Genomic DNA, 13,914 nt, shown 5'->3' on the forward strand with positions numbered 1-13,914 from the left:
GCCGCGGTCCGGATATCCGCAGAAGTGTGTTTCATTTCCTTGGAATTGAGACACCCCTATGTTTACGTGTGGGATCGAGTGTTTCCACAGCTCAGCGCGTCTCAGAAGTACGTTCCGAACTAGCGTCTCTCCACTGTGAAATGCGGCTACTTATGAGACGGTTCCGGTGGGAGCGCAGCGCCCCGACCGGACACCTCGTCGGCCACGCCATCGTCACTATGGGATGCCGCTCCAGGATGTGAGTCCGGTGGCAGCCGGGATCGGCACCACGAACGCTACAGAGTGCTTGGCGCGGGTCACGGCAACGTAGAGCCCACAGGCTGTCTTCGGCTTGAGCTTCGTTCCCTTCGTGAGAAAGGCAGTGATGGACTTCGTCGGGTAGATGATCACTCGGTCGAAGGTCAGTCCCTTTACAGTCCCGAAATTGCGAAACGACAGCTCCACATCGTTCGCGGTGGTGATCCGGTCTCGTAGTGCCTGCGGATTGAACTGGCTCATGTACAGCGTCATGTCACCTTCAGCGATCGCGAAGACCCCGTCGTGGCCCGTGATCTCGGTCTGTTTCGAGGTCGTCGGTTCGAAGCAGAATTCGGAGGGGAAGAGCGTGTCGGAGAAGTCGGCAATCGCCTGGTTTGCACGCCAAGTTTCCTGGTTGTGATGGACGTCGAGAAGATCTGAGGCTCGGTGCAGTTCGAACCAGTCGAGCATCTTCACGCCTCGGAACTTCCTGAGGTTCGGGTCCTGAGGGTTGGTATCGAACACCGATTGCCGCACGTCGCCGACCATGTGGACATCGATGCCTGGCGCTTTCATAAGCTGCTCGACGATGTGGAGGTCACACCCGGTCAGGTCCTGCACTTCGTCGATGTAGATCTCGTCGTAGATGTGGGAGAGCCGGTCGACGACGGCGCCGTCACTCGCTACGGATACGTCGTAGGCCAGCTTGGAGAGATGGAGTCGATATGCGCGACCCTCGGCGTCGAAGAATCGGGCCGCTTCCTTGGCATACCTCCCGCCTACAGGCTCACCGTCGAAGTTGAGGCCGCGTAGGCGCTGTTCGGGGAAGCGCAGTGGAAGATACGGGCGGATGCAGTGCCGAAGCAGGAACGTAAACCAGCCCATGACATCGGGGGCTGCTCCGGGTGCGCAGGCTTGCTGGAGGCGTCCCTTGAGCTCAGCTTGTCCGGTCTGGGTGAACGTCAGCGCGAGACGGTGTACGCCGGGTGATCCACCCGCGCAGGCATCGACGATCGACTGCGTCTTGCGTGATCCGGCGACGGCGAGAGTGACCCGGTTCATTCGACGAACTCGATTGCTTTCATCAGGTAGTCCGGAAACGTGATCGAAGTTCTTGATTCGACGATTTTCAGGGCAGCATCGGTCTTGTGGCCGGTCATCCAGTCGAGGGTGGTCTTCGTGTCGTCCGTAATCGGCAGAAGTGCTCGCAAAGTAGCGTCCCCGTTGGCGTGGATCAGCTGAGGCTCCAGGGTCCTGCCATCGGCTGGATCCCCGATGAACAGCTGCCGTTTCCCTGGCTGTAGATAGGCAGCGACCTTCCCCTCCCAGTGGCTTGGCTGTTTGCCGTCGTTGTCCCGGATTCCAGCGACCTGACGGCCGAGTGCCGCAGAGAGTTCCAGGGCTCGAGCCAGGGAAACGCCGGCCATGGACAGTACGTCGACCCCAGTTTCGATGGGCGTCTTGTCGTGTTTGTCGCTGAAGGCGCGTTCGAAGAGCATTTCGTCGGATGGTCCCTCCGCAAGAACGAGTTTGTCCGCCAGGACGATCCGGAGGGTGTCGAAGCCAGAGAGGCGTTTGAAGTAGAGCACGGTATCCGCCGAGATGTCGGAGAAAGTTGTCGGTGTTCCGGCATGCAGGAGTCGGAGCTTGTCGAGCCCAAGGCGGTTGAGAACGTAGGAGCTGTGGGTGGTGATGAAGACCTGCCGATTACCGGCGAGTGCCTCGATGCGAGCGATTAACCGTGTGAGGCTGGTGTGGGAAAGGTGATTTTCCGGTTCCTCGATCAGAACGTAAGCGGTGGTGTCCGCCGAGCGGTTCATCGCAAGCGCCACCTTGATCGCGGCCTGAGGGCCTTGACCAGCGAGCGCAAATGGAATTTGGTCAACGTGCGGTACAACACTCGCCTCCCAGGAGGCGCCAGCTGACTGGTCCATCTGCAAGGCAAGATCTATGTCGTGGAGCTTGGTGCCCTCGGCGACGATGCGCTTGTTCACCTCGGCAAGTGCCGTCTCCGAAATGTTGTGCCGTGCGCTGCGGTGCGCGACCGAGATCGCTGCCCGCTCCTTCGCCTCAACGAAGTCGCCGAGCATCTCGCGTGTGTGATAGTCGAGACCCCAGGTCGACCGAATGGTCCGAGAGTCAATGAAGGACACACCCAGGCCCTTCGGGCGGCGGTGAAGCGTCGCGCCGGCGAAGTCCTGCCAATCCACTTCGTAGTACTCGACGGGAATGATGTCGGGGGGCGGTCCGGGGCGGCAAGGTAGCTGGCGAATTCCTCGGCGTAGTCGGTCGACGGTTTGATGTGGATGCGCACACCCGGTGCGTCCTCAGAGCGGGAGTTATAGACGCCCCGGAGGATGTGGATGTCCGGGTTCGCAGGGCTGAGAAAAAGCTCGATGAGGATTTCGGGAGCATTGGGAGAATTCCCGGCAGCGAGTTCCGCGAAGTAATTGGCCACCAGTTTCTGGTTGAACCAGTACGGATTGAGTTGTTCTTCGGCCCGACGACCGTCGACCCGTCCCGTCCCGTCAAACCGAGACTGATCGCCTCCAACAGAGTCGATTTACCCGCTTCGTTGCCGCCCACGACGATATTGAGCCCTGTAGTGGGAACCATCTCGAAGTCTTGAAAGAGGCGGTAGCCCCGGACGACGATGCGCTCAATCATTTATGTTGACCTCGTACCCACTCATGGACGCCCGGTGTGCATCTGGAATGTCGCATTGAAACACGGGGTACCGACAGTCAGGCACGCTAAATCGCCAGTGCATCGATTCCGATAGCCGAGCGAAGAAGCCCGCGGCACATATGGAAGAGGCAGGCCTGAGATGGTGGCAGTTGAAGGGCGACTCTAGGTGCGAATAAACAGAATTTGGGCGTCGAGAATAGATCGGTATTCGACGCTTCTGTGAAGCATGTACATCCCGAGTTCGTTCTGAGGTCTAGGTGTCGAGATCTCGTGTCGAAAATCTATGTCGAATAAATCGTTGGCTTTTGCCTTTTCGACAGACGAGTTCCTTTCAGGCTGCCCACCAGGCGATGGCGATGGCGGAGAGGATGCAGCCGAGAATAAGGGCAGTTTCGACTGGCACGCCGAGTCGTTCGTGCAGGCGTGGTCGTTGGTGGGCGCGAGGCGATGCTGGGGTCATGCGGTGCTGGCGGGTTGGACGATGGCTTCGAGCTTGGTGAGTCGTTCTTCGAGGACGCCGGTGATGGCGAGCAGTCCGAGCACGGTCGGTTCGGTGATGTCGCTGCCCTGTTGCGCGTGTTTCAGCAGCGTCGTGCGCAGGAGTGAACACATGGGGGCATCGTCACTGATGGGGTGTTGCTCGAGTTTGGCGGTCAGACGCTCGGCGGGGGAGGTCATGGGTAGCTCCTGCACGTGTGGATATGCAGGCCGAGCGAAAGGGGCGACTGCCTGCGCGGGGGTAACGGGTGGTGCGCTGGAACCGAGGCGGAAAGCAGCGCACCACAGTGGGTGATGTCACTGCGTCATTGCTGGGCGGTCGGTATGCGGGAGGTGAGTGACAACGCACCCATGGGTGCGATGAATTAACTCGGGACAGGTTCACCTGCAGGCGGCGAGGCACTCCCCTCTGTAGTTCAATGCTCGAGTAGCTGTAACTGTGCGAAGACTGGTAGCCGGGGTGGGTGGCACGTAGTTTTTCGGGGGCGGCATCACCCGGTCCCCAACGGGTATGGCGAACGCTCCGCCGGTAGCCACCCCTGGTCTATCGGCGGGCGAGCCGTCCCGCAGATTCGGGCGCGTGGACTGTGTTTTCGCTGTGCCGGTGGTCAGCGCGGGTGGGGGGTGCGCCACAGGCTTGGGGTGTCGCCGTCTTCGGTGTTGGCGAGGGTCCGGATTCCGTCGGCGTCCTGGGCGAGGATGTCCGCGAAGTGCTGTCTGTGGGTGTCGTCGAGGCCGTCGGGCAGGTTCGCACCTTTGGTGATGGATGCTGCGGCGCCGTCGAGGTAGCGGGCGATGCGCAGGAGCAGTGGGCGTGGGGTGGGGACGAGGAATGCGCCCGCGTCGGCGGTGATCATGCCGAGAGTCGACAGTAGCGACAGTCCGGTGACCGCTTCTTTGTCGTCGAGGTTGATGTGGGCGACTTTCAAGGCTTCGGCCAGTGCCGCGGTGGTCAGGCCGAGGGCGGCGACGGGCATGGCGATGGCGCGCTCGAATTCGATGAGGTCGGCGCCGGGGGCCTCGTCGGAGAGGGACACCGCGAGGGACTGCGCGAACGCGAGGAGACGTTCGTCGGTGAAGTCTCGCTGTGCGGTCTGGCGGGTGACTCTCATCAGGGTCGCGTATTCGGAGACTTTGTCGTCGAGGATATTCCGGGCTTCGGTGTCGGTGATCGTGAGCCCGAGATCGAGCAGGGCGGCGCGGAATTCGGTGGATCGGGTGTGGAGCCAGGTGGGCCGAGGACTCATCGCTGCTCCTGTGAGGGTGAGGCTTTGGTTGTTCAGGTGAGCTTAGATCGGCCGAACTGTGGGAGGGACATGGCCGCTGTAAGTCGCAGGGCGGTGGCGGATCAGCGGAACTGTGTGCGCTACATTCCTTTTCCGCGTCGTCTCTAGTTCCGAGACGGTGACGGATGGGGTTCGGCGGGATGTTGTCACACACTTTCGTCGAGCTGCTCCCTGATCGTGCGCCCGACCCTCTCAGGTTGGGTGTACTCGACCCGCCTGGCTGGTACTGACGACCAGTCGGGTGGGTCACCACGGAGAGGTCCACGCCGCAATCGGCTGATAGCAGCTCCGGCGCTGACCCACTACCGGTGGTAGGGGCCGTGGGTGCTCCATCCAGGCATATGGGGTTGTAGTTCGTCATGACTGCAGGATGTGGTGCGGAGGAGTCGTAGAGGTCCGTTTATGGGGTCGATGCGTTCGGCATGTTTCTGGATCCAGGTGGCCCATTTTCGTGCCTCCTCGCCGTTCTCGTCGTCGAGTTGTTCGGCTCGTTCCGCTACCTCCTCTGCGTAGGTACGCATTGCTGCGGCGGATTGCCGGCGGTCCAGTTCGTCGCGGAGTCTGTCGGCGTTGCGTTCGTAGCTGAGTTTCGTGAACGCCTCCTGTTTGACTTCCTCCCATCGCGTTTCGCGGATCTGGGAGCGTCGTACTTCCTCCTGACGTGACCAGTCGGCTTCGGCTTCAGCGATCTCGAGTCTGCGGACAAGCGTCGGCAATTGTTCTTCGATCGTGGTGCCGTCGGTATCTTGGAGCGAAGCGATGACCTGGTCTTCCCAGGTCTTGGTGAGCGTCACTTCCAGCTTTCCGGATGCTTGGAAGTACTTGTTCGCCGTCGTTCGCTCAGCTCGGGTGTAGTAGTCAGTCTCGGTCGTGTACGCCTGCACGTGGCGTCGTCCTCCGCGTTGGTCGAGTTCGCGGATCGTGACGACAAGTTCCCTCGACGGAAACCGGAGTGTCAGATCGGGGCCGGATTCGCCCCGTCCCCGGTGTGGCACCTTCGTCGGAACCGTCCAGCCGAGTTCAGTGGCCGCTGTCACGATGGCCTGCAGGAAGCGCGCAGCGCGAGCGATCTGCGCCTTGGAGACCAACGCCTTCTTCTCCTGAAATGCAGCAACGGCAGGATGAGGGTTTCGAAGCTGACGGGGCACGGACAATGCACGCACGGCAGTCAACACTTCGAAATCTGGCTCCAAATAAACGGTCACGCCCAGGACAGGGTCCATGCGCGTTGGTTCCTGGGCCACACGCTGTCCGTCGGGCAGCAGACCCGATTGCGACGCGAGACAGTTCTGTAGGCGCTGAACCTCCTGGGAGTCGACGTCGGGACCCAGATCGAGACGTCCCCCGACTGCGACGACGTCGCGCAGCAACGCTGCAGCGTTCTCACGGAGTTGCTGTTGCTCGTGTTCTCGCTTCAGTCGATCCTGTTTCTCCCGAAGAGTGCGCCTGCGTTCTGCTTCGATGCGGTGGGCTTCCTCCTCGAGACGGCGGGTGCCGTCCGGAGTGATCCGCGCGGTCCACGTCTTCCCGCTACCGGAGACACGAAGGAAGCCGCGGTTGTGGAGCGAACGAGCTGACACACGATGCGATGGACCTTCGTAGACGCCTTCTTTGCATCCGTCGGCGACCCATGTCAACAGGTCGAACTGGGTCACGGTGAGATGATTCGTCGCTCGCCCCACTACCACTCCTGTCCTCGGAACCTTTTGAACCATTCTCGCTGTTTGGGCTACGGATTATCCCGACTGCAGAGCACCAGTCGACACCCTCGCCGCCGTCGAGGAAATCATCACCGGACAGCTCACATTCGACGAGGTCGCGATCGACTGACCCGATGAAGCGGCGGTCCCCAGCCCGAAAGGGCTGGGGACCGTCCGCCCCTTCCGCCCCGCACCTTCCACCTCCCGCCGGCGGTAAAGAGCCACCGGCGGACCGGAAGGGCGGAATACGGACACCACTACAGACACTCGAGAAAAGCACCCGGCCGCCGGCCACGAACCACGACAAAAGCGCAAGGAAAAGGAACCGACCCGCCCCGGTGTGAACATTCTTCTATCCCGACACTCGCGCATCAAGGCCGCTCCAGAATAATATCCACACGCGCCACTCGCACGCTCGAACAACGGCGCTACGATATTTTTTCCTACACTCACCTTGACTCACTCCCGCCGAGACCAGAATATCGGCACATGCCGGGGGAGGGGAAGAAAGTGCAGGTAGTGCGCTATGAGGGTAGCTGCGTACATCACGGTTTGGATTAGTGAAAGAATGCGGAAAATGATTGAAGATGTCATTAGCTAACGCGGAAACTAATCGAAGAAATGCCCGCGAAAATATTGTTATATATCGCATTGTTCGATAGAATGAAATCAATAAAGAATGACCGACGAGGGGGAATGGCGATCACCGTATACACCTAGCCCGCATGTGTGCAATGCAATGCCACGTACCGCGCACTCGACAAAGCGGGAATCGAATACCACGTCATCGACATCACCGAAAACGTCCAGGCCCGCGATTACGTCATGAGTCTCGGATACCTGCAAGCCCCCGTCGTCGTCGCAGGAGAAAACCACTGGAGTGGATTCCGTCCCGACGAAATCTCCAAGCTCACCCCGGCCGCCTGACCACACACTTTCACCAGCGAAACGAGGACACCATGACCGCAGCAGCATTCACCTTCACCCCCGATGCAGACTTCGTCGACCGCGCACTCGACGCCGAGCTCCGCCGAGACAGCGAATCCGTCGACCGCAAACTCCGCACCATGCTCGCCGCCCTCGACGACTCCCTCGCCGGAATCAGTGATGCACGCGAAGAGCTACACACCTCTACATCGCCCCTGACGCGGACACCGGCGAAGACGTTGTCGCCCATGACCAGGACATCGCCACTCTCCTCGCCGAGGCTGCCCGCAACCTCCGCGCGGCCGCCGAGATCCTGCGCAGCCACCGGCAACTCACCTCACCGCGACCCTGACCTCCCATGCCCACCGGCGACAGCAAGGACCCCGACGTGACACTCTCACTGGCCACCGCCCCCGACTTCGACGACCTCACCGACAACGACAGTGAGATCGACGAGTACAGCACCGCCCTCGACGTCGAGGCTCAACTCCTGTGCTCGCTGCTCTGGGCGCCGGCCGAGAGCGCGAAACGCGCCGTCGCAGCCCTGACCAGCGCAGACTTCTACCGACCCGTGAACGCGGCACTGTTCACCGCCATCGAGGAGCTAGTCACTGCCGGCAAACCACACAACAGTGCCCACGTCTTCACCACCTTGCAGCAGGAAGGCCGCACCAGCGGACACCTCGGGAAACAACTCACCAAAGCACTCACCGACATCACCACCATCGGCATCCCGTCCGCCGAACTCGAGCACAACATCGCAGCAGTCCTCACCCAGGCCTACCGGCGCGGATTCCGCGAAGCAGCACGATCCCTCGCCCAAGCCGCCGAAGAACTCCCCGAAGACCAACTGTTCGAACACCTGCTCAGCATCGGCCGCGAACGCCGCGCAGCCTCCCAGCGCCTCGCAGCCATCCGCGAAGGCAGGCCATGACCGACACCCAGTCGCAGCCGAAACACCGTGCCAGATCAACACATTTCATCGCCAACATCGCCTTTGGGATCCTCTACCTGGCGCTCGCAGTATTCGTCCTGACCGTCGCCATCACCGGCACCACCGACGGCCCCATCCTCGCGGTACTTGCCGGAACAGGGTTGATCGCGTTGGCATTTCGCTACTTCATCGCAGCCTGCAAACTCCGCCACACGCCCTCAGCGAAAGGTGAACACCAGTGATGAACGACGACGAACACGACGCCTGGCAACTGCACGACCACGGAGCCAGCTGGGAAGACATCGGCATCGAAATGGGATGCAGCCAGGCAACAGCGCAAACCCTCGCGGCCGCCTACGAGAAACGCACCGACACAGCAGCCCACGACGCGCAAAACGCCCTGTTCTGACCCCTCAAAACTGCAATCCCTGTCGGACCCGCACGGCACACTCATCGCCTCCTCACCAGCGAGATCGCCGGAGGCGAAGCAATCGCCCGCGGACTCGCCGAACTAGCATCACAACACCTAGATAGCTTCGGGACCTTGGATGCGCGGAGCTGAAACAGACGAGAGGGCATACATGACCACATCTGATCTAGATCTCGATATCGGAAGTAAGACAACAGGTTCCGAATCCCCTGAGGGGTGCAACGATCCGCGTCTCGTCGAAGCGACATACACGCTTGATGGAATGGTGATAGCGGTGCTGGGCGCGGGAAAGATCGGGGAGGCCCTTATAGCGGGTCTACTGCGCGGTGGGCACAAGCCCGAAGAGCTCCTGTTTACCGCGCGTCGCGCCGACCGTGCGCTGCAGCTGACCGAAGAGTACGGCGTGAAATCCGTCGAGACGTGGGTAGCCGTCGATCAAGCGGACGTGCTGGTCGTGTCCGTGAAACCGCAAGACATCGACGCGATGCTCGAAGAGTTGAGCGCCGGGATGGCAGCCCACAAACTGGTGGTGACCGTGTGCGCCGGCCTGCCGACAGCGCTGTTTGAACGACGCCTTGGCGACGTGCCAGTCGTCCGGGTCATGCCGAACACCCTGATGATGGTCGGCGAGGCGATGAGCGTTGTTGCCGTCGGCCAGCACGCCACCGCCGAACATGTGGCCACCGTCAAGACGATGTTCGAGTACGTCGGCGAAGTTATAGAGCTAGCCGAGCCACAACTCGACGCCGTCACGGCGCTTTCCGGGTCAGGGCCGGCGTACTTTTTCTACCTCGTCGAAGCTATGATCGACGCCGGCATCCTGCTCGGTCTGCCGCGAGGAGTCGCCAAAAAGCTGATCATTCAGTCGGCTGTGGGATCAGCGAAGATGCTCGACGAGTCGGGAGAGCATCCGATCATTTTGCGGGAAGCGGTCACTTCGCCCGCAGGGACGACGATCAGCGCAATTCGTGAGTTGGAAAATCACGGAGTCCGTGCCGCCCTATTTGCGGCGATCGAGGCCGCTCGCGATAGATCCACTGAGCTGGGCAAACAGTATGACAACTAGATTTTCCGTACCGTTGTCGAGTGACACCATGTCTTACGACAGACCTATGTTCATGATCTTCTTGGGCCCGTGTGCCGCCCGAGTAGCTCGGCAGTGACAACTGCCGGCTGTGCGGGCCGCCGGTCAAGCAAGAACTCAGATCGACCATCTGCAGCAGACTATCGCCGAAGGAACCTCTGATGCGCTGCTGCCGTCGACCGGCGAACGTAACGGTGAGTTCAGGACTACTCGCACATCGAACCGAGCGCGGCGGCCGAACGGAATGCCCTCAGACCGTTGCAGAACGTGTGACCCGCACCAACCACAGCGAAAGCAGCGCCGCGACCGCGACGAGCACAAGGCTGCAGATACTGGAGGCGACCAGCGAAGACACGTAGTCGGCGGGTTGCCCTCGGGAACCGAGTACGGCGAAGAACACGCCACCGATGCCAGCGATTCCGATCGTGCTGGAGAACTGCTGGACGGTGGTGAGGACACCGGAAGCCGCGCCCGCGTAAGTCGGGCGGATCCGGGCGAGCACCTGCCCAGTCACTGTCGGGACCGCAATCCCGTTCCCGATTCCGACAAACATCATCGGAATCGCAAGCTCCACGGCGGTCAGACTCTCCAACCGTGCACTAGCGAGAACGATCACCGTCGCGAATGCGACGATGACGAGTACGGTGCCGACGACTATGGCACGTGCACCGTATTTCTGTACATACGGTCGGGCAACGATGGATGCAGCAGCGAAGCCAATACCAAGCGGCCCAAACGTCAAACCGGCATGTAAGGGGTCCAGACCGATCCCGTCCTGTAAAACCAGGGTCACACAGAAGATGAAGCTGAAGAAGGCAGAAAGCAAGACGACTGAGAGGAACAACCCGAGGTTGAATGCCTTCTCGGTGAACAGTTGAAGCGACAAGATTGGTGTTCCGCCGGAGTGCTGGAGCCGCTGCTCCCACGCGAGGGCGGCAACCATAACCGGGACCGACCCGATCAGCATCGCCCAAGACCACCACGGCCAGCCCTGCGAACGACCGACGATCAGCGGGAACAGCAGCAGCCCCAGACTGGCGGTCACGCCCACGGCACCCGGAATGTCGAGTCGAGCGCGCCTACTGCTCTCGTGTAGCGGCAAGCTCCGCAGTGCGAGCGCCACCGTGACGATCGCGATCGGGACGTTGACGAAGAAAATGACTCGCCACCCAAGACCGGCGATATTCGCTTGTAGAAGCATCCCGCCGATGACCTGCCCGGTAACCGCGCCTACTCCGATTGTGAACCCGAACCAGGACAGCGCCTTCGGCCGCTCGGCTGGCGGGAAGGACGAGGTGATCAACGCCAGTACCTGTGGCATCATCGCAGCCGCAGTCACGCCCTGTAGGAGACGGAACCAAACGAGCATGGCCCCTGAAGTGCTCACACCGCACAGCAGCGACGCGACACCGAAACTTGCCATGCCAATGACAAACATTCGACGGTGTCCGATGATGTCGCCCAGCCGGCCACCGGTGATGAGTCCGGCGGCGTAGGTAAATGCGTACCCGCTGACGATCAACTGCAGCGCCGCGTCGCTCGCATTCAGATCGTGCTGCAAGACTGGCAATGCAACATTGACCATATATAGGTCGAACTGCGCCATGAACATCGCGACCAGGATCACCGGCAACATGTGATGGCGTCGAGGAAACCACTCGTGAGTGGGTTCGCCCGGGGACGCATTCGACTGTGGTTGTGTTCCATTGAGTTTGGCGCCTAGTGTTTCCCGAGCCTGGGTCACGACTCTCCTTTACTCGATGATCATCGTAAGGTCAGACTAAGACTGCGCGACTCGGTGGCATCGACGGCACCAGGGCAGATTTGTTGCGCGGACACGAATGCTCCGAGGTTGGTTGTAGGAGCTTCATGCTCACTGATCGTTCGCGTCCGTTCGCTCAAATATCCTGCTGGGCAATAAGTTACCGCAGGACAGTAGCCATTACCGGACTACGTTGCGAACCCTGTGTCGGTGGTGTTCATTCAAGCTTCCTGGCCGGCGGAGTGAGGGCCTGCCTGGGGGCTCCGGCGAGCATCCAGGTGTGGGGGACCGGTGGATTCTGCACGGCTGCTGTCGTCACTGAGCCCTAACCGTCACAATCGAGCGTATGCCCCTGAATATCGTTGCCATGAAATCAGTTTGGTTAGATCGACGTTCGATCAACAACACTTCGGCCAGAATGAGTTTTGTCGCTGAGCTTCGGCGTTGGATCCGAATGCGCAGCCGCAATGGTAGGCGGGCTCTTCGGTTGTCGGCCGCGACGAGCCTCGACTGCCGCAGCGAGGCGATCGAGCTGGGTTTCGGTGGTGGCCCAGTCGATGCAGGCGTCGCTGATCGATTGGCCGTAGGCCAGCTTGTCTGACTTACCGAGGGTCAGGTCCTGGCGACCGGCGACTAGGAACGACTCAAGCATCAGGCCGACCACCCCTCGCTCACCCGCGGCGATGCGGGTGGCGATGTCGTCGACTACGTCAACCTGCCGGTTGTGGTCTTTGTTGCTGTTTCCGTGGCTGGCGTCGACGACGACACGCGGGGCCAGCGACGACTTTTCCAAGCGCGCCTTCGCCTCGGCGACCGAGGCCTCGTCATAGTTGGTGCCGTTGCTGCCGCCGCGCAGGATGACATGGCAGTCGGGGTTGCCGGAGGTTCGAATCAGCGCGGAGCGGCCGTCGAGGTCGGTGCCGGGGAAGACGTGGCTGGCGGCGGCGGCGTGCACACCGTCAACCGCGACCTGCACGTCACCGTCGATGCCGTTCTTGATCCCGACTGGCATCGACAGTCCACTTGAGAGCTGCCGGTGGACCTGGCTGGCGGCTGTCCGCGCCCCGATCGCGCCATAGGAGACCAGGTCAGCGATGTATTGCGGGGTGATCGGGTCGAGGAATTCACACGCGACGGGCAGACCGAGCGCGGTGATCTCGACCAGAACCTTGCGGCCGAGGCCGAGGCCGGTGTTCACATCGAACGAGCCGTCCAGATGCGGGTCGTTGATCAGACCCTTCCAACCAAGTGTGGTGCGGGGCTTCTCGAAATACACGCGCATCACCAAGTGCAGCCAATCGCCCAGCTCGGCGGCCTTCTCGGCGAGCTTGCGGGCGTACTCAAGCGCGGCCACCGGGTCGTGAACTGAGCACGGGCCGACGATCACCATGAGACGGTCGTGGTCACCATTCAGCGCGTCGACGGTGGCCGTGCGACCTAGGCGGACAGTGTCTGCGAGCGCGTTGGTCAGCGGGTTTACTTGGCGGACCTCGGCGGGCGAGCGCAGCGGGCTCACGCTGATCGTGCGCTGGTCGTCCAAAATGGGATGCCACGAGTCGAGGCTGGCTGCGGTGGTCATGTGTGGGGTCCTATTCAACGGCGGCTCGGCTCTACCAGCGACTTATCGGCGAGTGCGCGGGATGGATGGCTGGGCAGTAATACTGAAGCACCGCCAAGGGTCGGCGATCACCATCGCATCGAAGGGATTAGCGTGATCGATCCGGGTTTTCAGTCGTAGGCGTTTCCAGCCATCATCCGCTTGAAGTCATCGTTATGCTCGACGTATTCGGCGATTGTTCCATCCGGAAGCATGGCCCGCATGTTGTGTCCTGAAGGAACCACCTTGACATCGTTAATAATCTTGACCCCAGCCTGGATCAAATATGCGCGCACATCGTCCAGTTCCTCCACCACCCAGGTCAACTTGGTAGCCTCGAACTGTTCAGTATCGGCTTTATCTCCCGCGATCAGCATAATGTTTCCGATCGCTACCAGGTCGAGCCTAAACGCCTCGTAGTAAAATTCGTGATGTGGACGGTCCACTCCTTGGAGTGCCATGTAGAACTTTTTGTATGCTTCAAGTTCTGTCTTCCGCAGGTATATCCTGGCAAAAAATTTGACCATCTTCATGGCTACTCCCGACTTAGGGTATTGACATCACAGCTCACCCTGCACGCAGAATCTGTTCACACTCCGACAAGGACGCGACGGAATTACCAGCTGCCGTCGAGGGCATTTCGAGTTAGCGTCCTAAAACGATCCCAGTGCACGCTCGGTCAGCATCGTCGACCCCTGCACGAGGGTTCTCGCTTTGAGCAACGTGTCCATCAGCTACGAGAGGCGATTCTTACTTACAGGACGATGTGAC

The 13,914-nt window shown here is 60.8% G+C and carries 15 protein-coding genes; 6 read left to right on the forward strand and 9 right to left on the reverse strand.

Annotation, left to right across the window (positions count from 1 at the left end; all coding sequences use genetic code 11):
• Positions 1–216 precede the first annotated feature (216 nt).
• The 6 genes from A0W34_RS31910 to A0W34_RS31930 form a co-directional block, all read right to left on the reverse strand.
• Entirely contained in the window at positions 217–1,299 is a 1,083-nt protein-coding gene (locus A0W34_RS31910) for a UvrD-helicase domain-containing protein (protein WP_076948879.1), read from the reverse strand.
• A complete protein-coding gene (locus A0W34_RS31915) occupies positions 1,296–2,390 on the reverse strand; it encodes an ATP-dependent nuclease (RefSeq protein ID WP_232330111.1) in 1,095 nt (364 codons plus the stop codon). The genes A0W34_RS31910 and A0W34_RS31915 overlap by 4 nt, the downstream gene beginning before the upstream one ends.
• A complete protein-coding gene (locus tag A0W34_RS33575; protein WP_332316485.1) occupies positions 2,377–2,904 on the reverse strand; it encodes an AAA family ATPase in 528 nt (175 codons plus the stop codon). The genes A0W34_RS31915 and A0W34_RS33575 overlap by 14 nt, the downstream gene beginning before the upstream one ends.
• A 477-nt stretch (positions 2,905–3,381) precedes the next feature.
• Positions 3,382–3,603, reverse strand: coding sequence for a hypothetical protein (locus A0W34_RS31920; RefSeq protein WP_081559495.1), 222 nt, complete (start codon positions 3,601–3,603; stop codon positions 3,382–3,384).
• A 428-nt stretch (positions 3,604–4,031) separates the two neighbouring features.
• On the reverse strand, positions 4,032–4,670 hold the full coding sequence (locus tag A0W34_RS31925) for a hypothetical protein (protein ID WP_076948876.1): 639 nt from the start codon (positions 4,668–4,670) through the stop codon (positions 4,032–4,034).
• 341 nt (positions 4,671–5,011) lie between these two features.
• On the reverse strand, positions 5,012–6,364 hold the full coding sequence (locus A0W34_RS31930; protein ID WP_232330112.1) for a hypothetical protein: 1,353 nt from the start codon (positions 6,362–6,364) through the stop codon (positions 5,012–5,014).
• Positions 6,365–7,138: 774 nt separating this feature from the next.
• Here A0W34_RS31930 and nrdH point away from each other — a divergent pair.
• The 6 genes from nrdH to proC all read left to right on the forward strand — a co-directional run bounded on the left by nrdH (position 7,139) and on the right by proC (position 9,766).
• Entirely contained in the window at positions 7,139–7,336 is a 198-nt protein-coding gene (gene nrdH, locus A0W34_RS31935) for a glutaredoxin-like protein NrdH (RefSeq protein ID WP_232330113.1), read from the forward strand.
• A gap of 32 nt (positions 7,337–7,368) precedes the next feature.
• Positions 7,369–7,728 (forward strand): hypothetical protein, encoded by a 360-nt coding sequence (locus tag A0W34_RS31940; RefSeq protein WP_232330114.1) that lies wholly within the window; start codon positions 7,369–7,371, stop codon positions 7,726–7,728.
• The gene (locus A0W34_RS31945; RefSeq protein ID WP_081559497.1) at positions 7,695–8,270 is read left to right on the forward strand and encodes a DnaB-like helicase N-terminal domain-containing protein; all 576 of its coding nucleotides are present in this window, start codon (positions 7,695–7,697) and stop codon (positions 8,268–8,270) included. Before A0W34_RS31940 ends, A0W34_RS31945 begins: the two co-directional genes overlap by 34 nt.
• Positions 8,267–8,512: a hypothetical protein gene (locus A0W34_RS31950; RefSeq protein ID WP_076948872.1), complete on the forward strand. Its 246-nt coding sequence runs from the start codon at positions 8,267–8,269 to the stop codon at positions 8,510–8,512. The genes A0W34_RS31945 and A0W34_RS31950 overlap by 4 nt, the downstream gene beginning before the upstream one ends.
• Positions 8,512–8,679, forward strand: coding sequence for a hypothetical protein (locus A0W34_RS33300; RefSeq protein WP_179090797.1), 168 nt, complete (start codon positions 8,512–8,514; stop codon positions 8,677–8,679). Before A0W34_RS31950 ends, A0W34_RS33300 begins: the two co-directional genes overlap by 1 nt.
• Before the next feature lie 283 nt (positions 8,680–8,962).
• Positions 8,963–9,766: a pyrroline-5-carboxylate reductase gene (proC, locus tag A0W34_RS31955; protein ID WP_076948871.1), complete on the forward strand. Its 804-nt coding sequence runs from the start codon at positions 8,963–8,965 to the stop codon at positions 9,764–9,766.
• A 268-nt stretch (positions 9,767–10,034) separates the two neighbouring features.
• Here proC and A0W34_RS31960 read toward each other — a convergent pair whose 3' ends face one another.
• From A0W34_RS31960 to A0W34_RS31970, 3 genes are all read right to left on the reverse strand, one after another.
• Positions 10,035–11,528, reverse strand: coding sequence for an MFS transporter (locus A0W34_RS31960; RefSeq protein ID WP_143541233.1), 1,494 nt, complete (start codon positions 11,526–11,528; stop codon positions 10,035–10,037).
• Positions 11,529–11,928: 400 nt separating this feature from the next.
• Entirely contained in the window at positions 11,929–13,125 is a 1,197-nt protein-coding gene (locus A0W34_RS31965; RefSeq protein WP_081559499.1) for a 3-deoxy-7-phosphoheptulonate synthase, read from the reverse strand.
• A gap of 149 nt (positions 13,126–13,274) precedes the next feature.
• Positions 13,275–13,676 (reverse strand): hypothetical protein, encoded by a 402-nt coding sequence (locus tag A0W34_RS31970; protein WP_076948869.1) that lies wholly within the window; start codon positions 13,674–13,676, stop codon positions 13,275–13,277.
• Between the last annotated feature and the right edge of the window lie 238 nt (positions 13,677–13,914).

The sequence above is a fragment of the Rhodococcus sp. BH4 genome (genome assembly GCF_002079265.1).
In the GTDB taxonomy this organism is placed as follows: Bacteria; Actinomycetota; Actinomycetes; order Mycobacteriales; family Mycobacteriaceae; genus Rhodococcus_F; species Rhodococcus_F qingshengii.

Bases quoted from the DNA above. Each gene is read 5' to 3' on its own strand.
- A0W34_RS31945 (WP_081559497.1), top strand. From the start codon at position 7,695: ATGCCCACCGGCGACAGCAAGGACCCCGACGTGACACTCTCACTGGCC.
- A0W34_RS33575 (WP_332316485.1), bottom strand. From the start codon at position 2,904: ATGATTGAGCGCATCGTCGTCCGGGGCTACCGCCTCTTTCAAGACTTC.
- A0W34_RS31970 (WP_076948869.1), bottom strand. From the start codon at position 13,676: ATGAAGATGGTCAAATTTTTTGCCAGGATATACCTGCGGAAGACAGAA.
- A0W34_RS31910 (WP_076948879.1), bottom strand. From the start codon at position 1,299: ATGAACCGGGTCACTCTCGCCGTCGCCGGATCACGCAAGACGCAGTCG.
- A0W34_RS31965 (WP_081559499.1), bottom strand. From the start codon at position 13,125: ATGACCACCGCAGCCAGCCTCGACTCGTGGCATCCCATTTTGGACGAC.
- A0W34_RS31920 (WP_081559495.1), bottom strand. From the start codon at position 3,603: ATGACCTCCCCCGCCGAGCGTCTGACCGCCAAACTCGAGCAACACCCC.
- A0W34_RS31940 (WP_232330114.1), top strand. From the start codon at position 7,369: ATGACCGCAGCAGCATTCACCTTCACCCCCGATGCAGACTTCGTCGAC.
- A0W34_RS31925 (WP_076948876.1), bottom strand. From the start codon at position 4,670: ATGAGTCCTCGGCCCACCTGGCTCCACACCCGATCCACCGAATTCCGC.
- A0W34_RS31950 (WP_076948872.1), top strand. From the start codon at position 8,267: ATGACCGACACCCAGTCGCAGCCGAAACACCGTGCCAGATCAACACAT.
- A0W34_RS33300 (WP_179090797.1), top strand. From the start codon at position 8,512: ATGAACGACGACGAACACGACGCCTGGCAACTGCACGACCACGGAGCC.
- proC (WP_076948871.1), top strand. From the start codon at position 8,963: ATGGTGATAGCGGTGCTGGGCGCGGGAAAGATCGGGGAGGCCCTTATA.